This window comes from Hydrogenophaga sp. H7 (genome assembly GCF_002025745.1).
Lineage (GTDB): Bacteria > Pseudomonadota > Gammaproteobacteria > Burkholderiales > Burkholderiaceae_C > Hydrogenophaga > Hydrogenophaga pseudoflava.
The window spans coordinates 26033-49586 of the sequence record NZ_MCIC01000002.1 but is presented as its reverse complement, the minus strand read 5'-3'; the positions used below and the strand labels follow the sequence as shown (position 1 = coordinate 49586).

The window sequence follows — 23554 nt, the reverse complement described above, 5'->3', positions numbered from 1 at the left end:
CCGATCGTGAAGAAAACCGCCCCCGCACGCCGCATCCAGACCCGCCGCTCGGGCGTTCACGGCAAGGGGGTGTACGCCCTGGTCGATCTGGCCGAAGGCGAAACCGTCATCGAGTACGTGGGCGAGGTCATCAGCTGGGACGAGGCGCTGCGCCGCCACCCGCACGATCCGAAGGACCCCAACCACACCTTCTATTTCCACATCGACGAGGACCACGTCATCGACGCCAAGTACGGCGGCAACTCCTCACGCTGGATCAACCACAGCTGCGACCCCAACTGCGAGGCCGAGACCGACGAGGGCCGGGTCTTCATCCGCGCCAAGCGCAACATCAAGGCCGGCGAAGAGCTGTTCTACGACTACGGCCTGGTGATCGACGAGCCCTACACGCCAGCCCTCAAGAAGCAGTACCCCTGCTGGTGCGGCTCGAAAAACTGCCGCGGCACGCTGCTGGCCCCCAAACGCGGCGGCCGCGCCACGAAGCTCGGATGACCGACCTGCTCGCCCACGCCGAATCCGTCTGGCAGTCGGTCGTCGCCGACCTGCCGACCTTCACCGTCGAGGTGCTGCCCCGCATCGACTCGACCAGCAGCGAACTGATGCGCCGCGCCCGCGACGGGCTGGTGGAGCCGGTACTGCTGGCGGCCGAGGAACAGACGGCTGGCCGGGGCCGCATGGGCAAGGGCTGGCACAGCCGGGCGGGTCAGTCGCTGACCTTCTCGCTGGCGCTGCCGCTGGCGCCGGCCGACTGGTCGGGCCTGTCGCTGGCGGTGGGCGTGAGCCTGGCCGAGAGCCTGCATCCGGACGTGCAGCTGAAGTGGCCCAACGACCTCTGGCTGCAGCAGCGCAAGCTGGGCGGCATCCTGGTCGAGACCGCGGGCACCGGTGACGGTGCCTCGGCGCCGCGCACCGTCGTCGTGGGCGTGGGCATCAACATCGCGCGCCCGGACACGGCAGCGGTGCAGTCGCTGGCCACGCCCGGTGCGGTGGCGGCCATGCCGCCGGCCGGGCTGGCCGAGGTGCGCATGGGTGTGACCGCCGGCGAGACCCTGGCCCTGGTTGCGCCCGCGCTGGTGCGCGACGTGCTGCGCTTCGGCGCGGACGGGTTCGCCCCCTTTGCGAACCGCTTCGCGCTGCGCGACGCCCTGCTGGGCCGCGCCGTGCGGCTGACCGACGGCACGGAGGGCACCGCCGAGGGTGTCGACGCGCAGGGCGCCCTGCGCGTGCGGACGGCGCAGGGGCTGCGCACCGTGCACAGCGCGGAAGTGAGCGTGCGCCCATGCTGAGACTCGTCGCCATCGCCCTGCTGCTGGCCAACGCGGTCTACTTCGCCTGGACCCAGGGTTTCCTGGCGGGGCTGGGCCTGGCGCCCGTCCAGCAGAGCGAACCGGAACGGCTGAACGCGCAGATCGAACCGGGCACGCTGCGCCTGCTCAATGGCCCTCGCGCAGAAGCGGAAGACGTGGCGCAGGCCACCGACGCAACCCCCAGCTCGCCCGAGGTCGCACCCGCCACGTCCTGCTGGCAGGCCAGCGGCTTCACGGCGCCTCAGGCCGACGCGCTGCGCGCTGCGCTGGCCAGCACCGGCCTGAACGAAGCGCTCTGGCAGTTCAGCGAGGCCAAGTCCTCCGGCCGCTGGATCGTCTACATGGGCCGCTACAACGACGAGCAGATGGCGAAGAAGAAGGGCGAGCTGCGCGAGCTCAAGATCGAGTTCCGCGAGGTCAACCTGCCGTCGGCCGGGCCGGGCCTGGCGCTGGGCACTTTCTCCAGCGAGGAGTCGGTGCAGCAGGCGCTCAAGGACGTCGCCAGGAAGGGCGTGCGCACCGCACGCGCCGCCCTGGAGCGCCCCGAGAGCGTTTCGTGGACCCTGCGCCTGCCCGCCATTACCGACGAGCAGCGCACATCGATCGAAAGCCTGAGCGAGCCCCTGGCCGGCAAGAAGCTCCAGCCGTGCGAATGAAAAAAGCCGCTGTTTCCACAGCGGCTTTTTGAGTCCAGGGCACCCGTGGAACCGGCTTTGCCGGGCCACAGGGTGCGTCCCCTCTCCGGGGGGAAGCCGCGAAGCGGCGCAGGGGGGAGCTTATTTGCTCACGACGCGGACCATTTCCAGGCACTTGTTCGAGTAGCCCCACTCGTTGTCGTACCAGCTCACGACCTTCACGAAGGTCTTGTCCAGCGCGATGCCGGCGTCGGCGTCGAACACCGAGGTGCAGGTCTCGCCGCGGAAGTCGGTGGCCACGACCTTGTCGGTGGTGTAGCCCAGCACGCCCTTGAGTGCGCCTTCGCTCTGGGCCTTCATTTCGGCGCAGATCTCTTCGTAGGTGGCTTCGCTGTTGAGTTCAACGGTCAGGTCCACCACCGACACGTCGGAGGTCGGCACGCGGAAGGACATGCCGGTCAGTTTCTTGTTCAGCTCGGGGATCACCACGCCCACGGCCTTGGCAGCGCCGGTGGAGGACGGGATGATGTTTTCCAGGATGCCGCGACCACCGCGCCAGTCCTTGTTGGACGGGCCGTCCACCGTCTTCTGCGTGGCGGTCGCCGCGTGCACCGTCGTCATCAGGCCGCGCTTGATGCCCCACTTGTCGTTCAGCACCTTGGCCACAGGGGCCAGGCAGTTGGTCGTGCACGAAGCGTTGGAGATGATGGCCTGGCCGGCGTAGGTCTTGTCGTTCACGCCGTAGACGAACATGGGGGTGTCGTCTTTGGAGGGAGCGGACAGGATGACCTTCTTGGCGCCCGCGTCCAGGTGCTTCTGGGCGGTGACCTTGTCCAGGAACAGGCCGGTGGATTCAATGACCACGTCGGCGCCAACGTCGGCCCACTTCAGGTTGGCGGGGTCACGCTCTTGCGTCAGGCGGATGGTCTTGCCGTTGACGACGATGTTGCCGCCTTCGACCTTGACGGTGCCCTTGAAGCGGCCGTGCACGCTGTCGTACTGGAGCATGTAGGCCAGGTAGTCGGGCTCGAGCAGATCGTTGATGGCCACGATCTCGATGTCCGGGAAGTTCTGGATCGCGCTGCGCAGCACGTTGCGACCGATGCGGCCGAAACCGTTGATACCGACTTTGATAGCCATGTCCTCAGCTCCTGTGATGGATGAAAAAAGAAAGGGAAACCTTATTTGGCGAGCACGGCGCGCACCGTGTCGGCCACGTTCTCGGGGGTGAAGCCGAAGTGCTTGAACAGCACCGGCGCCGGGGCCGATTCGCCGTAGGTGTCGATGCCGACCACGGCCGACACGCCGTACTTCCACCAGCCGTCGGTGGCACCCATCTCGACGGCGACGCGCGGCAGCCCCTTGGGCAGCACGGCGGCCTTGTAGTCGGCGCTCTGGCGGTCGAACACACTGGTGCTGGGCACCGAGACCACGCGCACGGCGATCTTGTGTTCCTTGGCCAGGGCTTCCTGGGCCTTGAGCGCCAGCTGCACTTCGGAACCGGTGGCGATGATCACGGCCTGGGTCTTCTTCTTCAGGCCCACGTCGGCGGGCTCGGACAGCACGTAGCCGCCCTTGCTGATGTCGGCCAGGTCGGCCTTGGGCGCATACGGCAGGTTCTGGCGCGACAGGCACAGGGCGCTGGGGCGGTTGGCCGTCTGCAGGGCCACGGCCCAGGCCACAGCGGTTTCGGCCGTGTCGGCCGGGCGCCAGACGTCCAGGCCCGGGATCAGGCGCAGGCTGGCGACGTGTTCGATGGACTGGTGGGTCGGGCCGTCTTCGCCCAGGCCGATGGAGTCGTGCGTGAACACGTGGACCACGCGCTGCTTCATCAGCGCGGCCATGCGGATGGCGTTGCGGCTGTAGTCGGAGAAGGTCAGGAAGGTGCCGCCGTAGGGGATGAAGCCACCGTGCAGGGCGACGCCGTTCATGATCGCGGCCATGCCGAACTCGCGCACGCCGTAGTTGATGTGGCGGCCGCCCACGCCAGCCTCGTTCTTCACGACGTTGCCGGCCAGGTCCACGCGCAGGTTGGGCGTGGACTTGGTGTTGGTCAGGTTGGAACCGGTCAGGTCGGCCGAACCGCCCAGCAGTTCGGGCAGGGCCGCGGTGAAGTGCTCCAGAGCGATCTGGCTGGCCTTGCGGCTGGCCACGGTCTCGGCCTTGGTGTGGGCTTCGACGGCGGCGTTGACAGCGACCTGGTTGAAGGACTTGGGCAGCTCGCCCTTCATGCGGCGAGTGAACTCCTTGGCCAGCTCGGGGAAGGCGGCCTTGTAGGCGGCGAACTGTTCGTTCCAGGCGGCCTCAAAGGCCTTGCCAGCCTCCTTGGCGTCCCAGGCGGCGTACACGTCCTTGGGGATCTTGAAGGGCTCGTGGCTCCAGCCCAGCGCTTCGCGGGTGAGCTTGATTTCTTCGGCGCCCAGCGGCTCGCCGTGGGCCTTGGCGGTGTTGGCGCGGTTCGGGCTGCCCTTGCCAATGCTGGTCTTGCAGCAGATCAGCGTCGGCTTGTCGGCGCTGTTCTTGGCGGCGGCAATCGCGGCGCTCACGGCGTCGGCGTCGTGGCCGTCGACGGCGCGGATCACGTTCCAGCCGCAGGCTTCAAAACGCTTCGGGGTGTCGTCGATGAACCAGGGCGCGACCTGGCCGTCGATGGAGATGCCGTTGTCGTCGTACAGCGCGACCAGCTTGTTGAGCTTCCAGGCGCCGGCCAGGGCCACGGCCTCGTGGCTGATGCCTTCCATCAGGCAGCCGTCGCCCAGGAACACGTAGGTGTGGTGGTCGACGATGGCATGGCCTTCACGGTTGAATTCGCTGGCCAACAGCTTCTCGGCCAGCGCCATGCCCACCGCATTGGTGATGCCCTGGCCCAGCGGGCCGGTAGTCGTCTCGACGCCGGGCGTGTGGCCGACTTCGGGGTGGCCGGCGGTCTTGCTGCCCAGCTGGCGGAAGTTCTTGAGTTCGCCGATGGGCAGCTTGTAGCCCGTCAGGTGCAGCACCGCGTAGATCAGCATGGAGCCGTGGCCGTTGGACAGCACGAAGCGGTCGCGGTTGGCCCAGGCCGGGTTGGCCGGGTTGTGGCGCAGGTGGCGGCCCCACAGCGCGACGGCCATGTCGGCCATGCCCATGGGCGCGCCGGGGTGGCCGGAGTTGGCGGCCTGCACCGCGTCCATGGCGAGCGCGCGGATGGCGTTGGCCTGGGTCTGGGCGCTCACGGCGGAAACTGGGGCGGAGGCGGTGCTGGGGGTGGCGTCGGACATGGTGCAGGGAAGGGGAGGAGAGAAGGGGTCGGCGCGGGCCGAAACCAGGGATTTTATCGGCCCCCGTCGGCGGACCATAATGCGCGCGGCGGTTCACTGAACGCGCACCCACCATGGCCTCCACCCTTCACACGCCCATTCCCGCCATGATCCTGGCCGCCGGCCGGGGCATGCGCATGCGGCCGCTCACCGACATCACCCCCAAACCCCTGCTGCCACTGCGCGGCCAGCCGCTGATGCAATGGGCCATGGAAGCGCTGTCGCGGGGCGGCTTTGACCGGCTGGTGATCAACACCGGCTGGCTGGGCGAGCAGATCGCGGCGCATTTCGCCGACTGGCCGCAGCACCACCCGGGCGCCGAGCTGCGGTTCTCGCACGAAGGGCAGGACTTCGGCTACGCCCTGGAGACGGCGGGCGGCATCTCGCGCGCCCTGCCCCTGCTGGGCGAGGTGTTCTGGGTGCTGGCGGGCGACGTGTACGCGCCCGACTTCGTCTTCAGCCAGGACAGCGTGGACCGCTTCGTCGCCAGCGACCGGCTGGCCCACCTCTGGCTGGTGCCCAACCCGCCGCACAACCCCCGGGGCGATTTCGGTCTGTCGCCCGACGGCCGCGCGCTGAACACCGCCGACGGCGAGCGCTTCACCTACAGCACCATCGGTCTGTACCGCCGCGAGCTGTTCGAGTCGCCATGGAGCGACACCGTCCCGGGCAACCCGCAGGGCACAGCCGAGCCGCTGGCGCCGCTGCTGCGCAAGGCCATGGACGCCGGGCGCGTGGGTGCCGAGCTCTACACCGGGCCCTGGACCGACGTGGGCACGCCCGAGCGCCTCGATGAGCTGAACCGCTGACCCTGCGCCGCGCGCGAGCAAACAAAAGCCGCACAATGCGGCGATGGACGCCCAGACCTCATTCACCCTCTACGCACAGCGCCGCGCCCGCCTGGCCGCGCAGCTGACCCCCGGCGGCATCGCCATCGTGCCCACCGCGCCCGAGCAGCAGCGCAACCGCGACAGCGACTTCCTGTTCCGGCACGACAGCTACTTCTACTACCTGACCGGCTTCACCGAGCCCAACGCCTGGCTGGTGCTGACTGCAGAGGGAGAGGCCACGCTGTTCTGCAACCCGAAAGACGCCGAGCGCGAGATCTGGGACGGCATCCGCCTGGGCCCGGCCGCCGCGCCCGACGCGCTGGGCGTGCAAGCCGCCTTCCCCGTGAGCGAGCTGGACCAGCGCCTGCCGAAGCTTCTGGAAAACCGCAGCGTGGTCTGGTACCCGTTCGCCACCCACAAGGGGCTGGACGGCCGCATCAACGGCTGGCTCGAACCCGTGCGCGCCCGCGTGCGCTACGGCGCGCTGTGCCCCGAACAGCAGCGCGACCTGTGCGGCCCGCTGGACGAGATGCGCCTGATCAAGGACGCGCACGAGCAGGCCGTGATGCGGCGCGCGGCGCAGATCAGCGCACGCGCCCACATTCGCGCCATGCAGAGGAGCGCCGCCATGCTGCGCGCCGGGCAGGACGTGCGCGAGTACCACCTGGACGCCGAGCTGCTGCACGAGTTCCGCCAGCACGGCTCGCAGTACCCGGCCTACGGCAGCATCGTCGCCGCCGGGGCCAACGCCTGCGTGCTGCACTACCGCGCCGACGCCGCGCCCATCCGCGACGGCGAGCTGGTGCTGATCGACGCCGGCTGCGAGCTGGACGGCTACGCCAGCGACATCACGCGCACCTTCCCCGCGAACGGCAAGTTCACCGGCCCGCAGCGCACGCTCTACGACCTGGTGCTGGCCTCGCAGGACGCGGCCGTGGCCGCGACAAAACCCGGCAACCGCTTCACCGACCCGCACGAAGCCACGGTGGCCGTGCTGGCGCAGGGCCTGCTCGACGTGGGCCTGCTGGACAAGAACAAGGTCGGCAGCGCACAGGACGTGATCGCCAACCGCAGTTACTTCCCGTTCTACATGCACCGCACCGGCCACTGGCTGGGCATGGACGTGCACGACTGCGGGAGCTACGTCGAACCGTCGGAAGTGGGTACGGTGAACGAACGCAAGGACCCGCTCTCGGGCGAAGTCATCAAGGACCGCCCCAGCCGCATCCTGCGCCCGGGCATGGCGCTGACCATCGAGCCCGGCCTGTACGTGCGCCCGGGCGAAGGCGTGCCGGAGGCGTTCTGGAACATCGGCATCCGCATCGAGGACGACGCCATCGTCACCGACAGCGGCTGCGAGCTGATCACGCGCGATGTGCCGGTCAAGGCCGAAGAGATCGAAGCGCTGATGCGCGGCTGAGGTGACGCGGATCGTCAGCGTCCAGACCGGCGTGGTCCGCCCCCTGATGGTGGGTGACCGGCGTGTGCTGTCGGCCATCGGCAAGACGCCGGTGGGCGGCGCGGTGGCGGTCGGACCGCTGGGCCTGGCCGGTGACGAACAGGCGGACCCGGCCTACCACGGCGGCCTGGACAAGGCGGTCTACGCCTACCCGGTGGAGCACCTGCCGACCTGGCAGCGCCTGCGGCGCGAACGCGGCGTGTCGATGTTCGACGAACCGCTGCCGTTCGGCTTCGTCGGCGAGAACCTGAGCGTGGAGGGCCTGCGCGAGAGCGAGGTGTGGATCGGCGACGAATGGGTCATCGGCGATCTGGTGCTGCGCGTCACCGCGCCGCGCGAACCCTGCTCGAAGTTCAATGCCGTAGCCGGTCTGCCCGACGCAGGGCGCCTCATGGTGGACGCCTGCAACTGCGGCTGGTACCTGGCCGTGGCGCAGCCGGGCACGGTGCAGGCCGGACAGGACATCGTGGTGCGCCCCGGCCGGCGCGGCATGACCGTGGCGCAGGCCTTTCTCGCCAAGCGGGCCAAACACATCCGTTGAGGCCGGGCAAAGCCGCCGGGCGGCGCATGCGGTACAACCGCCGCATGAACACCCCGCCCCGCATCCTCTGCCTGACCATGAACCCCTCGGTCGACCTCGCGACCGAGACCGAATCCGTCGTGCCCACGCACAAGCTGCGCTGCGGCGACACGCTGCACGACGCGGGCGGCGGCGGCGTCAACGTGGCGCGCGTGCTCACCCGCCTGGGCGGGCGCTGCGTGGCGCTGTGCCCGACCGGCGGCTCCCCGGGGCAGTGGCTGGAGAAGCGCATGCGCGACGAGGGCCTGGACAGCGTGTTCCTGCCTATTGCCGACGAAACCCGCGTGAGCTTCACCGTGCACGAGCACAGCACCGGCGCCGAGTTCCGCTTCGTCATGCCCGGCCCGCACCTGAGCGAGGCCGAATGGATGGCCTGCCTGCAGCACCTCGAAAGCCTGAGCGACTTCCCTGACCTGGTGGTCGCCAGCGGCAGCCTGCCGCCGGGCGTGCCCGCCGACTTCTACGCCCGCGTCGCGCGCCTGTGCCACCAGCGCGGCGCCAGGCTGGTGCTCGACGCCTCCGGGCCGGCGCTGGCGGCGGCGCTGGCCGAGGGTGTGTTCCTGTTCAAGCCCAACCTCAAGGAGCTGGCCGAGCTCAGCGGCCAGACGCTGGAGACGCCGGCCCAGTGGCAAGCCGCGGCGCGCCAGCTGGTGCTGGACGGCCGGAGCGAGATCGTGGCGCTGACCCTGGGCCACCTGGGCGCGCTGCTGGTCACGCGCGAGGCGATGTGGTTCGCACCGCCACTGGACATGCCGGTGGCCAGCGCGGTGGGCGCGGGCGACAGCTTCGTCGCCGGCCTGGTCTGGGCCTGGCAGCACGGCATGCCGATGGATCAGGCCTTCGCCTGGGGCGTGGCCGCCGGCTCGGCCGCACTGCTGACCGCCGGCACCGGGCTCGCACGGCCGGACGACGTGCGGCGGCTGTTCACCAAGGTCCAGGTGCGGGCAGTGGCCTGACGCGGCAGTGCCCGGTCTGCGGACGGGCGGCGAGGGCAACGTCTTGAGGCATTTATTGATAATGGTTATCATTTAAGACCAGCCAGCCACGGGCGCGCCTCCCGCCGCGCGCCGTCAAGAGCCAGCCAATGACCCCCGTCGTACGACGGAACTGCTGTCTCTTGACCCATGAACACCCACCTGTCTGCCCCGGCAGCGCTCAGCCCGCTCGCCCTCGCTTCCCGCATCGCCCTCGCCAGTTCGGTCCTGTTCGGACTGACCCCGTCCGCCCTGGCCCAGACGGCACCCGCCGCGCCTGAGCCCATGCTGGGCACGGTGGTCGTGCGCGACAGCGCCAGCGCCGCACCCACCGAACAGTCGCCGGCCTTCGGCGCGTCGGTGTCCAGCTCGGCCACCGGCCTGGACCTGCGCCTGCGCGAGACGCCCCAGTCCATCAGCGTGACCTCGCAGGCCCAGATGCAGGCCTTCGGCCTCAACGAGGTGCGCACCCTGCTGTCCGGGGTGACCGGCGTGCAGGTCGAGAAGGTCGAGACCGACCGCACCTACTTTTCCGCCCGCGGCTTCGACATCACCAACTTCCAGGAGGACGGCATCGGCCTGCCCTTCGCCTCGGGCCTGCTCAACGGCGACATGGACACCGCGATCTACGACCGCGTGGAGGTGCTGCGCGGCGCCAACGGCCTGCTCTCGTCCACCGGCAACCCTTCGGCCACGGTCAACTTCGTGCGCAAGCGCCCGACCGCGAAGCTGCAGGCCAGCGCCGGCCTGACCCTGGGCTCGTGGAACCTGCGCCGGGTCGACGCCGATGTGGCCGGCCCGCTGAACGCCAGCGGCAGCCTGCGCGGCCGCGTGATCGTGGCCGATGAGGACAAGAACTCCTACCTCGACCGTTACCACGCCCGCAAGCAGGTGGCCTCGGGGGTGATCGAGGCCGACCTGGGTCCGTCCACCGTGCTGACCCTGGGCCACGCCCAGCAGAACAACCGGCCCCAGGGCCTGATGTGGGGCGCGCTGCCGCTGTACTACAGCGACGGTTCGGCCATCGACTACGACCGCTCGGCCAGCTCGGCGCCCGCCTGGGCCCGCTGGGACACCGACGACGGCCGCAGCTTCGCCGAGCTGCTGCACGACCTGGGCAACGGCTGGAGCGCCAAGGCCACGCTCAACCAGCGCCGCATCAGCTCGGACACCGCCATGCTCTACATCTATGGCACGCCCGACCGCGCGACCGGCGCCGGCCTGTTCAGCTGGCCCTCGACCTACGACCACCAGGAGCGCCAGACCCTCGCCGACCTGCAGTTCAAGGGGCCGTTCCAGCTCGGCGGCCGCCGGCACGAAGCGGTGTTCGGCGCCTCGGCCGGCCGCAACAAGGTCGACATGGCGTCGAGCTACGACGACCTGGGCCAGGCGCTGACGCTGCAGCAGGTGCTGGACGGCAGCTTCGCGATGCCCGACTTCGACCAGGGCGTCTCGGCCTTCGGCAACCGCGTCGACAAGCGCCGCACGGTCTACAGCGCCGGCAAGTTCAGCCTCTCGGACAGCCTCAAGCTGATCGCCGGGCTGAACCTCACGCGCGCCAGCAGCGCGGGCGTGCAGTACGGCGTCGACCACAACTACCGCGCCAGCAAGACCCAGCCCTTTGCCGGCCTGGTCTACGACGTCCATCCGAACGTCTCGGTCTACGGCAGCGCCGCCAGCATCTTCAACCCGCAGATCGAGCTGGACGCCAGCGGCGCGGTGCTCGACCCGGTGGAGGGCCGCACCGGCGAACTGGGCCTGAAGTTCGAATCGAGCGACAAGCGCCTGAACGCCAGCCTCGCCGTCTTCCGCACCCAGCAGGACAACACCGCCGAGTACGCCGGTTTTGCCAACGGCATCTCCTACTACCGCGGGGTCGACGCCACCGCCCGCGGCTTCGAGGCCGAGATCGCCGGCACCGTGGCCCCGGGCTGGCAGCTGAGCGCAGGCTACGCGCAGAACCGCATCAAGGGCGAGGACGGCCAGAACGTGCGCACCTTCGTGCCGCGCCAGACCCTGCGCCTGTCGACCACGGTCGCCATCGACGCCGTGCCCGGCCTGGAGCTGGGCGCCAGCCTGAAGTGGCAGAGCGCGATTTCGCGCGACCAGGGCGGCGGCATCACCTCGGCCCAGGACGCCTACGCCCTGCTGGACCTGATGGCGCGCTACCGCTTCAGCAAACACTGGAGCCTGACGGCCAACCTGCGCAACACCACGGACGAGAAGTACCTCAACAGCCTGCTGTGGGACCAGAACTACTACGGCGAGCCGCGCAGCGCCTCGGTGACGCTGAACTGGGCGTACTGAAGCCACACGCCCCGCCTCGTCCACCCACGCCGTCCCGATCCGCCATGCACCACCCCCTCACGTCCCTCTGCGCGGCGCTGTCCGCCGCCTGTCTGCAGACCCTGCCGGCCCAGGCCCTGGCCCAGCCCACCGAAGAAGCCACGCTCGCGCCCGTCACCGTCAAGGCCCAGCGAACACCCGACGCCACCTCGGAGGGTTCGGGGTCCTACACGACGGAAGCCACGTCGACCGCCACCGGCCTGCCACTCTCGATCCGCGACACGCCGCAGTCGGTGAGCGTGGTGACCAGCGAGCGCATGCAGGACCAGGCGATGGACACGGTCGAGGACGCGCTGCGCGCCACCCCCGGTGTCTCGCTCAAGAGCATGGACCGCGGGCGCAACGGCCTGTCGGCGCGCGGCTTCCTCATCTCCAACTACCAGTTCGATGGCGTGCCCATGTTCACCGGCAACATCGGCGCCGAGACCATCAGCACCGCGCCCTTCGACCGGATCGAGGTGGTGCGCGGCGCCACCGGACTGCTGAACGGCGCGGGCGACCCGTCCGCGGCCATCAACCTGGTGCGCAAACACGCCACCAGCAAGACCTTCACGGCCACGGTGGAAACGGAGCTCGGCAGCTGGAACCACCGCGCCGGCACCCTGGACCTGAGCACGCCGCTGAACAGCGACGCGTCGGTGCGCGGGCGCGTGGTGCTGAGCGCCGACGCCCAGGACGCCTTCATCGACCTGGAGAACACCCGGGGCAGCGTGTTCTACGGCGTGGTGGACGCCGATCTGGCCCCCGGCACGCGCGTGAGCGTGGGCGCGAGCCACGAGACCCGCCAGCGCAACGGCGTCTACTGGGGGGGACTGACCTACTGGTACGCCGACGGTGGGCGCACCCAATGGGACCGCTCCAAGACCACCGCCACGCGCTGGAACCAGTGGGACACCGAAGAGACCACGGCCTTCGCCAGCCTGGAACACCGGCTGGCCAACCGCTGGCGCGTGCGCACCGACCTCGCCCACCGCAAGCAGGTGGAAGACTCCAAATTGCTGTGGGTGATGGGCACACCCGACCGGTCCACCGGCCTGGGCATGTCCGCCTATCCCTACCACTACCACGCCGAGCCCACGCAGAACCACGCCAGTGTCTCGGCCAGCGGTCCCTTCCGCCTGGGCGGACGGGAACACGAACTCAGCGTTGGCGCGATGCACAGCCAGCTCAAGGACGGCTGGGACAACCGCGACGCCCTCTCGGGCCTGCCCGAGGTGGGCAACTTCAACGAATGGGACGGCAGCTACCCCGAACCGGCCATGTCGCCGTTCTACCTGGCCAGCCGGGACACCACCACCCAGACCGGTGCCTATGCGGCGTCGCGCCTGCAGATCACCGACGCGCTGAAGTTCATCGTGGGCGGGCGCGTGAGCCAATGGAAACGCCAGGGTGAGGTCGGCGCATGGACCGCGGAGGCCTACACCCTGCGGCACAGCAGCGTCTTCACGCCCTACGCCGGCGTGGTCTTCGACCTGAACGACCACCTGTCGGTCTACGCCAGCCACACCACCATCTTCAAGCCCCAGACCGAGAAGGACCGCCGCGGCCAGTACCTCGACCCGCTGGAAGGCGACAGCTCGGAAATCGGGATCAAGGGCGAGTTCTTCAACGGCAGGCTCAACGCCTCGGCCGCCGTGTTCCGCACCGACCAGGACAACCTCGCCACGCCCGATGCGGGCTACTTCGTACCGGGCACCGCGACCGTGGCCTCGCGCGCTGCGCAGGGGGTCGAGTCGCAGGGTGTCGAACTGGAGGTGTCGGGCGAAGTGGCCCCCGGCTGGCAACTCGGCGCTGGCTGGACCCAGTTCAGCGCCCGCGACGCACAGGGCGCCCATGTGGTGACCGAGCACCCGCGCCAGCAACTCAAACTGTTCACCCGGCACACCCTCGGCGGTGCCCTGCAGAAGCTGAGCCTGGGCGGTGGTCTGGTGTGGGAAAGCAGGCCTCCGGTCACGGCCACCCACCCGGTCACCGGTCTGGAAGAGCGGGTCGGCCAGCCCGCCCACGCACTCGTGGATGTCATGGCGGCCTATGCCCTGACCCCGCGCACGTCCGTGCAACTGAACATCAGCAACCTGCTGGACAAGGTCTTCTACGACAGCTCCTGGAGCGGCTACACGCAGGGAGAACCGCGCAAGTTCACCCTCGCGCTCAAGCATCGCTTCTGAGTGGCTCCGCCTCCTCCCATCCTCTGCACACCCCCACCATGGCACATCCCCACAACTCGCTTCGCTGGCCGGCGATCACCGCCCGTGTGACCGCCGGCATCTTCGGCGCCTACGCCTTCACCTGGGGCTTTGCGGCCGCCGGCGTGGCCGCGCTGACGGGCCTGGGGGTGGCGTACCACGACGCCGAGATGGGCGTGCTCATGCTCGCCTTCCTGGTGTTCCTGGGCCTGTTCCTCTGGAGCTTCGCCGCCGCCAGCATCGCCCGCGTCTGGGCCGTGCTGGCCGGGGGCGCGGCCCTGCTGTTCACCGCCGCCTGGGCGATCCAGCGCGCGATCCTGTCCTGAAAGGAAACCCCCATGTTCCAGAACTTCCGGCAGTCCATGGCCTGGCTGCACACCTGGTTCGGCCTGGTGATCGGCTTCGTGCTGATCGTGGTGTTCTTCTTCGGCTCCCTCTCGGTGTTCGACCGCGAGATCGACCGCTGGGCCATTCCCGAGACGCGCTTCGACCCGCAGCCCATGCCCTCTTTCGATGAACTGCTGCTGCCGGCGTTCAGGAAGATCGAACCCGACGCCGCCGACTACGCGGCCAACATGGCCACGCTGCACGACCCGGCCAAAGGCCCGATGACGCCGCGCCTGGCGTTGCCGGCCGACGAGTACTGGGCTTACACCACGCACCGCGACCCGGTGCTGCGCATGGGCATCGGCTTCAAGGTGCCGCTGGCCAAAGACCCGGACGGCCACAACCACATCCATGGTGAGACCACCATCGACCCGCGCAGCGGCGCCGTGGTGCGCGCCGACCAGCTCAAGATCGGCAGCGACTGGTTCTATCCCATGCACTACAGCCTGAACTGGTCGTGGAAGAACCTGGGCATCTTCCTGGTCGGCCTGGCCGCGCTGGTGATGCTGGCCGCCCTGGTCAGCGGCGTGGTGATCCACCGCAAGGTCTTCCGCGAGTTCTTCACATTCCGGCCGAAGAAGCACACCCAGCGCAGCGCGCTGGACCTGCACAACATGACCGGCGTGGTCGCGCTGCCGTTCCACTTCTTCTTCGCCTTCACCGGCCTGGTGATCTTTGCGGCCTTCTACTTCCTGCCGGTCTCGCAGTTCCAGCTCAAGGGCCTGCACGACCAGCACGAGGTGATGGAGGCGCAGGAGACCGGCCTGCCCCACGAGGCCGCCGGTGTGCCCGCGCCCCTGGCCTCGGTGGACACGATGGTGGCCGAGGCCAAGCGCCGCTGGGCCGCGCGCGACATGGCGGGCGAGGTGGGCTTCCTGGTGGTGCACCACGTGGGCGACGCCAACAGCTATGTGAGCCTGTACCGCGCCGGCAGCGACCGCGTGGCGCTGGTGGGCGAGGGCATCCACTTCAAAGGCAGCACCGGCGAGCTGCTGCGCGAGGACCCGCCGCGCAGCCCGGTCTCGGAAGTCAACGAGTTCCTCACCGGCCTGCACCTGCAGCACTTCGAACACTGGTTCCTGCGCTGGCTCTATGTGCTGGGCGGTCTGCTGGGCTGCGTCTGCATCGCCACCGGCTTCGTCTTCTTCGTCGAGAAGCGCAAGCAGCAGCACGCGAAAGCTGGCGGGCAGGGCAGCCGCGTGGTGGATGCGCTGGCCGTGACCACGGTCACCGGCATGGTGATCGCCGCCATCGGCATGCTGGTGGCCAACCGCCTGCTGCCGCCCGACCTGGCGGGCAAGGGCGACTGGGAAAAGGCGGTCTTCTTCGCCGTCTGGGCGCTGGCCCTGGCGCACGCCCTGGTGCGCAGCGCCCCGGTGGCGCAGGCCCGCATGAACCCGGCCTGGCGCGAACAGTGCTGGGCCATCGCGGCGCTGGCCGTGGCGGCCGTGGCGCTCAACGCCGTCACCACTGGCGACCACCTGGTCAGGACCGTGTTCACCGAGACCTACTGGGCCGTGGCCGGCGTGGACCTGAGCCTGCTGGCCAGCGCGGCCATCGCCGGCTGGGCGGCGCGCCAGCTGGCCCGGCGCGAGCAGGCTGCGCCTCGCGCGACAACCGCCCCGGCGGGCAGCGATGCGGTGGCGGAGGTGGCCCATGTCTGAAACCTTGTGGCTGCTGCTGGCCGCGGCGCTGAGCTTCAGCGGCATGGCCTGGCTCGCGCTGGCGATGGAGGTGCACTGGGGCCAGGTGATGCACCGGCACGCCGACGAGGTCCGAGGCACGCGCCGGCGGCTGCGGGCCCTGGGCGCAGCCGCCTTGCTGCTCTCGCTGCTGGCCTGCCTGTCGGCCGACCGGCCGTCGATGGCGGTGCTGGTGTGGACCATGCTGCTGGCCGGCAGCGCGCTGGGCGTGGGTCAGTTGCTGGCCTGGCGGACGCACTGGCTGCGCCCCTGGGCCTCTGCCGAGCCTTTCAGATCCTCGCGCCGCGAACAATCCTCACCAGGCCCGGTCGACATCCGGTGAATGGCGTCAACGAATCTTAAGTTTTTAAAACTAGAATCATTCTCATTTATTTTCTCAGGAGCAACCACCGATGAAACTGCACACCGTCGCCGCCGCCGTGCTGGCCCTGGCTTCCCTGACCGCCGCCTCGCTGCCGGCCCACGCCCAGACCGCCGCACCCGCGGCCGCGGCGGCCGCAGCCGTCGACCACAAGGCCGTGGCCGCCCACTACGCCGCCCTGGTGCACGCCAACTACGCCGACACCCTGGCCGCCGCCAAGGACCTGCAGGCCGCCATCGCCGAGTTCACCAAGGCGCCCTCGGCCGACGGTCTGACCAAGGCCCGCAAGGCCTGGCTTCATGCCCGCGAGTTCTACGGCCAGACGGAAGCCTTCCGCTTCTACGGCGGCCCGATCGACGACGACAAGGGCCCCGAGGGTCAGATCAACGCCTGGCCGCTGGACGAGGCCTATGTGGACTACGTGACCGGCAAGCCCGGCGCCGGCATGGTCAACAACGCCAAGTTCAAGATCACCAAGGCGGCACTGGCCAAGGCCAACGAACGCGGCGGCGAGGAGAACATCAGCGCCGGCTGGCACGCCATCGAGTTCCTGCTGTGGGGCCAGGACCAGAGCGAGACCGGCCCGGGCAACCGCTCGTTCGAGGACTATGTGGTGGGCAAGGGCCAGAACGCCGAGCGCCGCGGGCAGTACCTGACCGTGGCCACCGAGCTGCTGATCGACGACCTGTCGGCCCTGGTCAAGGCCTGGGAACCCAACGCCAAGAACTACCGCGCGAAGTTCGAGAAGGGCGGCAAGGAGTCGGTGCGCAAGATCATCGTCGGCCTGGGCTCGCTCTCGCGCGGTGAACTCTCGGGCGAGCGCATGGAAGTGGCCCTGAACTCGCAGGACCAGGAAGACGAGCACTCCTGCTTCTCCGACAACACCCACCGCGAAGTGGTGAGCAACGCCAAGGGCATCCAGAACGTGTGGACCGGCGAGTACACGCGCCGCGACGGCAGCGTGCTCAAGGGCCCGGGCGTGCGCGACCTGGTGGCCGCGAAGAACCCGGCCCTGGCCGAGAAGACCACCGCCCAGATCGCCGACTCTGTGAAGGGCGCCGAGGCCATTCCCGCGCCGTTCGACCGCGCCATCGTCAAGGGCTCGGCCGGCCGCCCGGCCATCGAGAAGACCATCGCCAGCCTGGTGTCGCAGTCCAAGCTGCTGGTGGAATCCGCGTCCGCCGTCGGCATCGCCAAGCTGACCCTCGTGGAGCCTTGATCCTTCATGAACTTCCTTCCCAAAGCCACGCGCTTCGCGCCAGCCATGGGGGCCGCTGCCATCGGTGCGGCGGCGTGGGTCCTGGTCGGACCCGCCGCCGCCGACGCCGACCCGGACCCGCTGGGCGAGTTCACCGGCGGCGCCACCACCGTGCACACCACGGGCAGAAACTCCTTTTCTTTCCCGCTGGCCAACCTGGACGATGCCGAGCGCACGCGCTTTGTCATCGGCAATTCCTTCTTCAAGCGCAACTGGGTCGAGGCCCCCGCCTCCACCACGGCGCGCGACGGTCTGGGCCCGCACTTCATCGCGCGCTCCTGCGCCGGCTGCCACGTGATGGACGGCCGCGGCGCGCCGCCCGACTGGAAAAAGACACTCGGTCCCGAGCCCGACCCGACGGTCGCGCTGCTGTTCCGCCTCTCGGTGCCCGGCACGCCCGCGCCGCACGATGGCGTGGTGCCCGAGGCGACCTACGGTGACCAGTTCAACAACGCCGCCATCCAGGGCGTGAAGGCCGAGGGCACGGTCCGCATCCGCAGCACGCCGGTGCACGGCCGCTTCGCCGACGGCACCCGCTACACCCTGCAAAAGCCGGTCTACACCTTCACCGACCTCGGCTACGGCGCCATGGCCAGGGACGTGATGGTCAGCCCGCGCATCGCGCCGCACATGGCCGGCCTGGGCCTGCTCGAAGCGATTCCCGAGCGCGAGATCCTGGCCAACGCGCGCGAGCAGGCCGCCGCGCCCGGCCCCATCAAGGGCCAGCCCAACCGCGTCTGGGACGCCTTCGCGCAGAAGGAGGTGATCGGCCGCTTCGGCTGGAAGGCCAACACCGGCAGCCTGGCACACCAGAGCGCGGGCGCCTTCCTGGGCGACATGGGCATCACCAGCAGCGTCAACTGGCGCGAGGCCTGCACGCCCGCGCAGAAGGACTGCCTGGCCGCACCGCACGGCGGCGGCAAGCGCACCGGCCACGACGGGCTGATGCCCTCGTCGCAGGCCAGCGCGCAGGTGCCCGAGATCGACGACCAGACCCTGGGCGATGTGGTGTTCTACGCCGCCACCCTGGCCCCGGCCGCGCGCCGCAAGCCCGACGACCCGCAGGTGCTGCGCGGCCAGGCGCTGTTCGCGCAGGCCCAGTGCGCCGCCTGCCACCGGCCCAGCTACACCACCGGCGAGCCGCTGTTCCCGCGCCTGACCAGCCCCAAGGTGGCCGGCCAGCGCATCTGGCCCTACACCGACCTGCTGCTGCACGACATGGGCGAGGGCCTGGCCGACGGGCGGCCCGACTTCCAGGCCAACGGCCGGCAATGGAAGACGCCGCCGCTGTGGGGCGTGGGTCTGTTCAAGGACGTGAACGGCCACCAGCGCCTGCTGCACGACGGCCGCGCCAACGGCGTGCTCGAAGCCGTGCTGTGGCACGGCGGCGAGGCACAGGCGTCGAAGGACCAGGTGCTGAAGTTTTCGAAACGTGACCGCGACGCGCTGGTCGCGTTCGTCAACTCCTTGTGAAGGCGCAAACATGATCAACCGCCGACACACCCTGGCCGGCCTGCTGGCCATCGCGGCGCTGCCCGTCACCAGTCTGCACGCGCAGACCGGTGGCGCACTCGCCTTCCCCTACTACAGCGGCGAGGACGCGCTGCAGGGCCTGTATGCGCAGCACCTGCCGCCGCTGGCGCGCGACTTCGAGACCCAGGCCAGAGCACTGACCGCCGCCGCGCGCCAGCACTGCGCTGGCCCTGCCGCCCCGGCGGCGCTGAAGGACGCCTGGCGCCGTGCCCTGCTGGCCTGGGACGCCCTGTCCACCCCCGCGCTGGGCCCGGTGATCGAGCGCCGCTCGCAGCGGCAGATCGACTTCTGGCCCACGCGGCCGGCCCTGCTGGCCAAGGCGCTGGCGCGCGCGCCCAAGACACTGGCGGACATGGAGTCCGTCGGCACACCGGCCAAGGGCTTTCCAGCGATGGAGCAGCTGCTGGCCGCCCCACCCTCGCCCGCCCACTGCCCCTACCTGGTGCTGGTGGCCGAAGGCATCGAGGCCGAGGCGGTGGCACTGCGCACGGGGTTCGACGCACTCGCCGCGCGCGACTGGACCAGCGACGAGGACGCCGCCCGCAGCGCCTTCGCCGAGTGGATCAACCAGTGGCTCGGCGGTCTGGAGCGGCTGCGCTGGGCCCACATCGAGCAGCCGGTGCAGAAGGCCCGCACGGCCGGCAAGGGCCATGCTCCCGAGTTCGCCCGTCTGGCCCCTGCCGACAACGCCGCTGAATGGCGCGCGCAGTGGCAGGCGCTGCGCACGCAGGCGCGCCTGAGCGCCGCGCAACGCGCCCAGCCGCCGCAGCCGGGCCAGGGCCTGGTGCCCATCGAGGCCCTGCTGATGGGCAAGGGCCAGATCGCGCTGGCGCAGCGCTGGGGCCAGGCGCTGGACCGCGCCGATGCGGCCATCGCCGCACTACCCGCGAAGGCGGGCGAGAAGGAGCTGATGGCGCTGTCGAAAACGCTCAAGGGCGTGACCACGCTGTTCCAGGCGGAGGTGGCGGCGGCGCTGGATGTGCCGCTGGGGTTTTCCGATGCGGATGGTGATTAAGGGCCTCCCCCCTGCGCCGCCTTCGGCGTCTTCCCCCCTGAGGGGGGACGCCACTGGCGGCCCGGCAAAGCCGGTTCCGCGGTGGCTGCTGGATGAAGGCATTTCGCGCCGGCGGCTGTTGCTCATGGTCGCAGGCGTGGCTGCTTCTGTACCGACCTGGGCCGGTGCAGCGAAGAACACCACCTTGCTCGCCGCCTGGCAGAGCGGCACCGAACAGCACATCGGCCTGCTGTCGGTGGGTGATTCGTCGTGGTCGGTGCAGCGTTCGCTCGTGGTGCCGACGCGGGCGCATGGGCTGTGGGCCGAGGCCGGGGGCTCGGTGCTGGCGGTGGCGCGGCGGCCGGGCGACTGGCTGCTGCGCTGGCACCCGGCCAGCGGCCGCACGCAGTGGCACTGGATCGGCGAGGACCGGCGCTTCAACGGCCATGTGATCTCGCGCACCGGCAGCGCCACGCTCTGGACCACCGAGACCGACCTCGACACCGCGCAAGGCCGCATCGGCGTGCGCGACGCGGCGTCGCTGGAGAAGGCCGGCGAGTGGGCCACGCACGGCATGGACCCGCACCAGTTACTGGCGCTGCCGCAGGCCGTGGGCGACCTGCCCGCCGGCACGCTGATGGTGGCCAACGGCGGCATTCCCACCCTGCCCGAAACCGGGCGCAGCAAGCGCGAACTCGGGCGCATGGATTCGTCCCTCGTCGCGCTACACCCCGCCAACGGAGAGCTGCTGGGTCAGTGGCGCCTGGCCGACCCGTTCCTGAGCCTGCGCCACCTGGCCTTCGACCCGGTCTCGGGCACGCTGGGCATCGCGCTGCAGGCCGAACACCCGCAGTCCAGCGACAAGGCCGGCGCGCCGGTGCTCGCGGTGTGGGACGGCCGCACCCTGCGCCCCGCCGAAGGCCAGCCGCCGGTGGCCGGCTACGGCGGCGACATCTGCGCCTGGCCGGGTGGCGGCTTCGCCGTCAGCTGCCCGCGCGCGAACCAGCTGGCGTTGTACGACGCGCGCGGGGTCTGGCAACGCGCACTGGCGCACCGCGAAGCCTGCGCCCTGGCCAGCCACGACGGCCGCTGGTGGTTGGGCGGCGCCGGCAGCGTGCTCGGCACGCAGGGCGAGGCCCGCCCCACCTCGGCACCGCTGCAGCTCGACAACCACTGGGTGCCGGTGGCCTGAAGACTGAGCCGGACCACGCCACCCGGGGGTTGTTGCGGCGGACCGCAAGCGGTTGAACCGGGCGGCGCCGGGGTGTGGGAACATCCCGGTTCGTCGTTCACAACAACCGTTTTCAGGGAAGCCGCCATGACACAGAAGATCGATCCCGCCAAGCTCAAGGCCGCCGCCGAGCGCCTTGAATGGGTGTGCCAGCAGTATCCGAATGAGGAGCGGGTGCAGGGCCTGCTGGAGAGCATGCGCCCGTTGATTGAGGACGCCAAGGCGGGCAGGGTCCACGCACCCATCGCTGATCGGCACGACATACCAGCCAGATGGGCTGTCTCCGGCGAGGGCCTTTACCGAGGCTACAAAGATCCAGACGTTGAGGGTGCCTATGTGGCGTTCGCAATAGAAATGGAAGGGGGGCTTTCTCAGGACGACCAGGACATCAACGCCATCATTGAGAACATCAGGAAAGGCACTGGCAGCGGAGGCCGGTCATGAGCGACCTGACATCCGAAGAACTAAAACAGAACCACATTGAAGCGGTTGCCAAAGCCAACACCTTCAGAACGCATGGTGTCAGCGAAGAGGAGGCCAAAAAATACCTGAAGAGTCCTGACGGGCTCAAGTATCTGACCAGACTCAATGAGGCCGCACCCGACGCTTCCATAGACAAGCTCCGCGAGCGCGCCATCGAACAGATCACCTCCGGCCGCGAACTCCCCCGCATGGAGATGCTCGACGAGCCCCTGGTCAAGATCGTCCCCAAAGGCCAGCAGCCTTCACCCTTCTCTCCGTTCTGGGCCAAGCAGGCCGACCTCGATGCCGCCATCAAGGAAGGCCGGAACCTCTCCCACCACTTCGCCCTGCCGGTCGGCAGCGAGTCGCCCCAGTACGACGTCTACCGCATCACCCCGAAGGCGCCCACCGAGGTGTTCGTCAACACGGTGGCACCCACCAGCGAACTGGACGGTCAGGTCAACAAACCCGGCGGCGCGCGCCAGTACCTGACGCCCAACCGCCAGCTCTACGAACCGCACGAATTCGTCAAGACCGTCGACAACCGTCTGCACCTTCCGGTCAAAGGGCATGGCATTCGTCCCGCAGTGAAAGCCGCCGGCGTGCTGGGCACGGCCTACGGCGTGGTGGACGCCAAAGGCCAGGTCGACGCCGCCATCGACACCGCACGCTCCAACCGCGAGCAGTGGGTGCGCGGCGGCGAGGAGACCGCCAACCAGGCCGCCCGGACCGCCATCACCGGCGGCGCGGCCACCGTGGGTGCCATTCCCGGCGCCGCCGCAGGCGCGCTCACCAGCCCGGTCACGGGGCCGGTCGGACCGATCGCGGGCGGTCTGGCCACCGGTGGCGCCGCAGCCTATGGCGCCGAGAAGCTCTACGAGGACTCGCGCCTGCAGCAGTGGACCAAAACCCTGGGGCGCGAGGTGGGGCAGCTGGGTTATGACTACGTGTCGAAGGAAGGCCGCCTGCTGCGCCAGATCAATGGGCACAGGGAAGATCTTTCGCACACCACCGACCCGGCCGAGCGCGCACGCCTGCAGACCCGGCTGGACGCGGCCAGCACCGCCTTCGGCCAGGAAGCCGAACGCAACGGGCGCTACTTCGAGGGCCGGGCCGGCATCGACCAGGGCTGGGAGGCGATGCACGCGCGCTTCCCCAAGGTGGACAAGGACGATGTGAACGACGCCCTGGCCCGCCACATCGACGCCGGCAAGAAGCCCCTTGATGCGGTGCGCGGGGCCTACAGCGACGCGGTGCACGAGCAGTACCCACGCGCCCTGCCCCACGAACCGCTGGAGAACTACCGTGCGCTGAGCCCTCAGCAGCTGGCGCAGAAGCACCAGCAGTTCGCGGGCGAGGTGGTGCAGGGGCGGCGGGATTTGATGGCGCTGCAGTCGAACAAGGACTCGCACAACAACGTCGACCAGGGCTGGCCCAAGGCGCTGGCGCAGCAGCGCCAGGCCGGGCGCGTACAGCAGGGGGCCAACGAGCTGTGGCGGGACATCGGTCACCTGGGCGCGATCCGCGAGGCCTACAAGGAGCGCGGCCTGACGCCGCCGGAGCTGCCCGCCGAGTTGAAGCCCCGGGTCCCTCAGGCCGCGCCGACGCGCTCGGGCCAGAACTCATCGCTCACGCCCGAACAGCAGCGCCACCACGCGCTGGCCCGCGAGCAGCTGGCGCCGGGGCTGCGCGCGCGGGGACTGGACGACGAGCGCATCGACCGCGTGAGCGCTGCCGCCGTGAGCCACGCGCAGGCGCATGCGCACCGCGGCGAGGTGCGCGCCTTCCACCTGAGCAAGGACGGCGAGCGCATCGCGATGGTGCAGGCCAGCGCGCCGGTCAGCGAGTTCGGCGTGCGGGAGGCGCAGACAAAACCCGCAGAGCAGCACCTGGCGCAGGCACAGCAGACGGCCCAGGCGCAGACGCAGGACACCGCCCGCACCGCCGCAGCCCCTGCTGCACCGACCCACGCCGCGCCCGAGCGCGCGATGGCCTGAGCGGTTGAGCGTGGG

At 69.8% G+C, this 23554-nt stretch carries 20 protein-coding genes; 18 read left to right on the top strand and 2 right to left on the bottom strand.

What is annotated here, in order from left to right; all coding sequences use genetic code 11:
* Window positions 1-6: 6 nt before the first annotated feature.
* Genes BC358_RS04100 through BC358_RS04090 form a run of 3 tightly spaced genes read left to right on the top strand, consistent with a single transcriptional unit; the run spans window position 7 to window position 1963 of the window.
* Complete coding sequence (locus tag BC358_RS04100) at window positions 7-492, top strand: SET domain-containing protein (RefSeq protein ID WP_243721652.1); 486 nt, start codon at window positions 7-9, stop codon at window positions 490-492.
* Window positions 489-1286: a biotin--[acetyl-CoA-carboxylase] ligase gene (locus BC358_RS04095; RefSeq protein WP_079364809.1), complete on the top strand. Its 798-nt coding sequence runs from the start codon at window positions 489-491 to the stop codon at window positions 1284-1286. Before BC358_RS04100 ends, BC358_RS04095 begins: the two co-directional genes overlap by 4 nt.
* On the top strand, window positions 1280-1963 hold the full coding sequence (locus tag BC358_RS04090; protein ID WP_079364808.1) for a hypothetical protein: 684 nt from the start codon (window positions 1280-1282) through the stop codon (window positions 1961-1963). Before BC358_RS04095 ends, BC358_RS04090 begins: the two co-directional genes overlap by 7 nt.
* A gap of 120 nt (window positions 1964-2083) precedes the next feature.
* Here the strand turns inward: BC358_RS04090 and gap are convergent, their stop codons facing one another.
* Both gap and tkt read right to left on the bottom strand, forming a co-directional pair.
* Complete coding sequence (gene gap / locus BC358_RS04080) at window positions 2084-3082, bottom strand: type I glyceraldehyde-3-phosphate dehydrogenase (protein ID WP_079364806.1); 999 nt, start codon at window positions 3080-3082, stop codon at window positions 2084-2086.
* Window positions 3083-3123: 41 nt separating this feature from the next.
* Entirely contained in the window at window positions 3124-5199 is a 2076-nt protein-coding gene (tkt, locus tag BC358_RS04075; protein WP_079364805.1) for a transketolase, read from the bottom strand.
* Window positions 5200-5312: 113 nt separating this feature from the next.
* Between tkt and BC358_RS04070 the strand changes: the two genes are divergently transcribed.
* The 15 genes from BC358_RS04070 to BC358_RS04000 all read left to right on the top strand — a co-directional run bounded on the left by BC358_RS04070 (window position 5313) and on the right by BC358_RS04000 (window position 23539).
* Complete coding sequence (locus tag BC358_RS04070; protein WP_279512604.1) at window positions 5313-6047, top strand: nucleotidyltransferase family protein; 735 nt, start codon at window positions 5313-5315, stop codon at window positions 6045-6047.
* A gap of 43 nt (window positions 6048-6090) precedes the next feature.
* Entirely contained in the window at window positions 6091-7488 is a 1398-nt protein-coding gene (locus BC358_RS04065) for an aminopeptidase P N-terminal domain-containing protein (protein WP_079364804.1), read from the top strand.
* Between the two features lie 46 nt (window positions 7489-7534).
* Complete coding sequence (locus BC358_RS04060; RefSeq protein WP_079364871.1) at window positions 7535-8068, top strand: MOSC domain-containing protein; 534 nt, start codon at window positions 7535-7537, stop codon at window positions 8066-8068.
* A 44-nt stretch (window positions 8069-8112) separates the two neighbouring features.
* Window positions 8113-9063, top strand: coding sequence for a 1-phosphofructokinase family hexose kinase (locus tag BC358_RS04055; RefSeq protein ID WP_079364869.1), 951 nt, complete (start codon window positions 8113-8115; stop codon window positions 9061-9063).
* A gap of 168 nt (window positions 9064-9231) precedes the next feature.
* On the top strand, window positions 9232-11388 hold the full coding sequence (locus tag BC358_RS04050; protein ID WP_079364803.1) for a TonB-dependent siderophore receptor: 2157 nt from the start codon (window positions 9232-9234) through the stop codon (window positions 11386-11388).
* Between the two features lie 44 nt (window positions 11389-11432).
* Entirely contained in the window at window positions 11433-13595 is a 2163-nt protein-coding gene (locus BC358_RS04045) for a TonB-dependent siderophore receptor (RefSeq protein ID WP_079364802.1), read from the top strand.
* Window positions 13596-13633: 38 nt separating this feature from the next.
* Window positions 13634-13939 (top strand): iron uptake protein, encoded by a 306-nt coding sequence (locus BC358_RS04040; RefSeq protein WP_079364801.1) that lies wholly within the window; start codon window positions 13634-13636, stop codon window positions 13937-13939.
* Window positions 13940-13951: 12 nt separating this feature from the next.
* Window positions 13952-15664: a PepSY domain-containing protein gene (locus tag BC358_RS04035; RefSeq protein ID WP_079364800.1), complete on the top strand. Its 1713-nt coding sequence runs from the start codon at window positions 13952-13954 to the stop codon at window positions 15662-15664.
* Window positions 15657-16025, top strand: a complete 369-nt coding sequence (locus BC358_RS04030) for a DUF3325 domain-containing protein (RefSeq protein ID WP_079364799.1) — start codon at window positions 15657-15659, stop codon at window positions 16023-16025. Before BC358_RS04035 ends, BC358_RS04030 begins: the two co-directional genes overlap by 8 nt.
* A 70-nt stretch (window positions 16026-16095) precedes the next feature.
* The gene (locus BC358_RS04025) at window positions 16096-17283 is read left to right on the top strand and encodes an imelysin family protein (RefSeq protein ID WP_079364798.1); all 1188 of its coding nucleotides are present in this window, start codon (window positions 16096-16098) and stop codon (window positions 17281-17283) included.
* 6 nt (window positions 17284-17289) lie between these two features.
* Complete coding sequence (locus BC358_RS04020) at window positions 17290-18795, top strand: di-heme oxidoredictase family protein (protein ID WP_256861416.1); 1506 nt, start codon at window positions 17290-17292, stop codon at window positions 18793-18795.
* Between the two features lie 10 nt (window positions 18796-18805).
* Window positions 18806-19870: an imelysin family protein gene (locus tag BC358_RS04015; RefSeq protein WP_079364797.1), complete on the top strand. Its 1065-nt coding sequence runs from the start codon at window positions 18806-18808 to the stop codon at window positions 19868-19870.
* A gap of 136 nt (window positions 19871-20006) precedes the next feature.
* Window positions 20007-21041: a DUF1513 domain-containing protein gene (locus tag BC358_RS04010; protein ID WP_256861415.1), complete on the top strand. Its 1035-nt coding sequence runs from the start codon at window positions 20007-20009 to the stop codon at window positions 21039-21041.
* Between the two features lie 126 nt (window positions 21042-21167).
* Complete coding sequence (locus BC358_RS04005; protein ID WP_079364795.1) at window positions 21168-21524, top strand: hypothetical protein; 357 nt, start codon at window positions 21168-21170, stop codon at window positions 21522-21524.
* On the top strand, window positions 21521-23539 hold the full coding sequence (locus BC358_RS04000; protein WP_079364794.1) for a hypothetical protein: 2019 nt from the start codon (window positions 21521-21523) through the stop codon (window positions 23537-23539). Before BC358_RS04005 ends, BC358_RS04000 begins: the two co-directional genes overlap by 4 nt.
* Window positions 23540-23554: the final 15 nt, after the last annotated feature.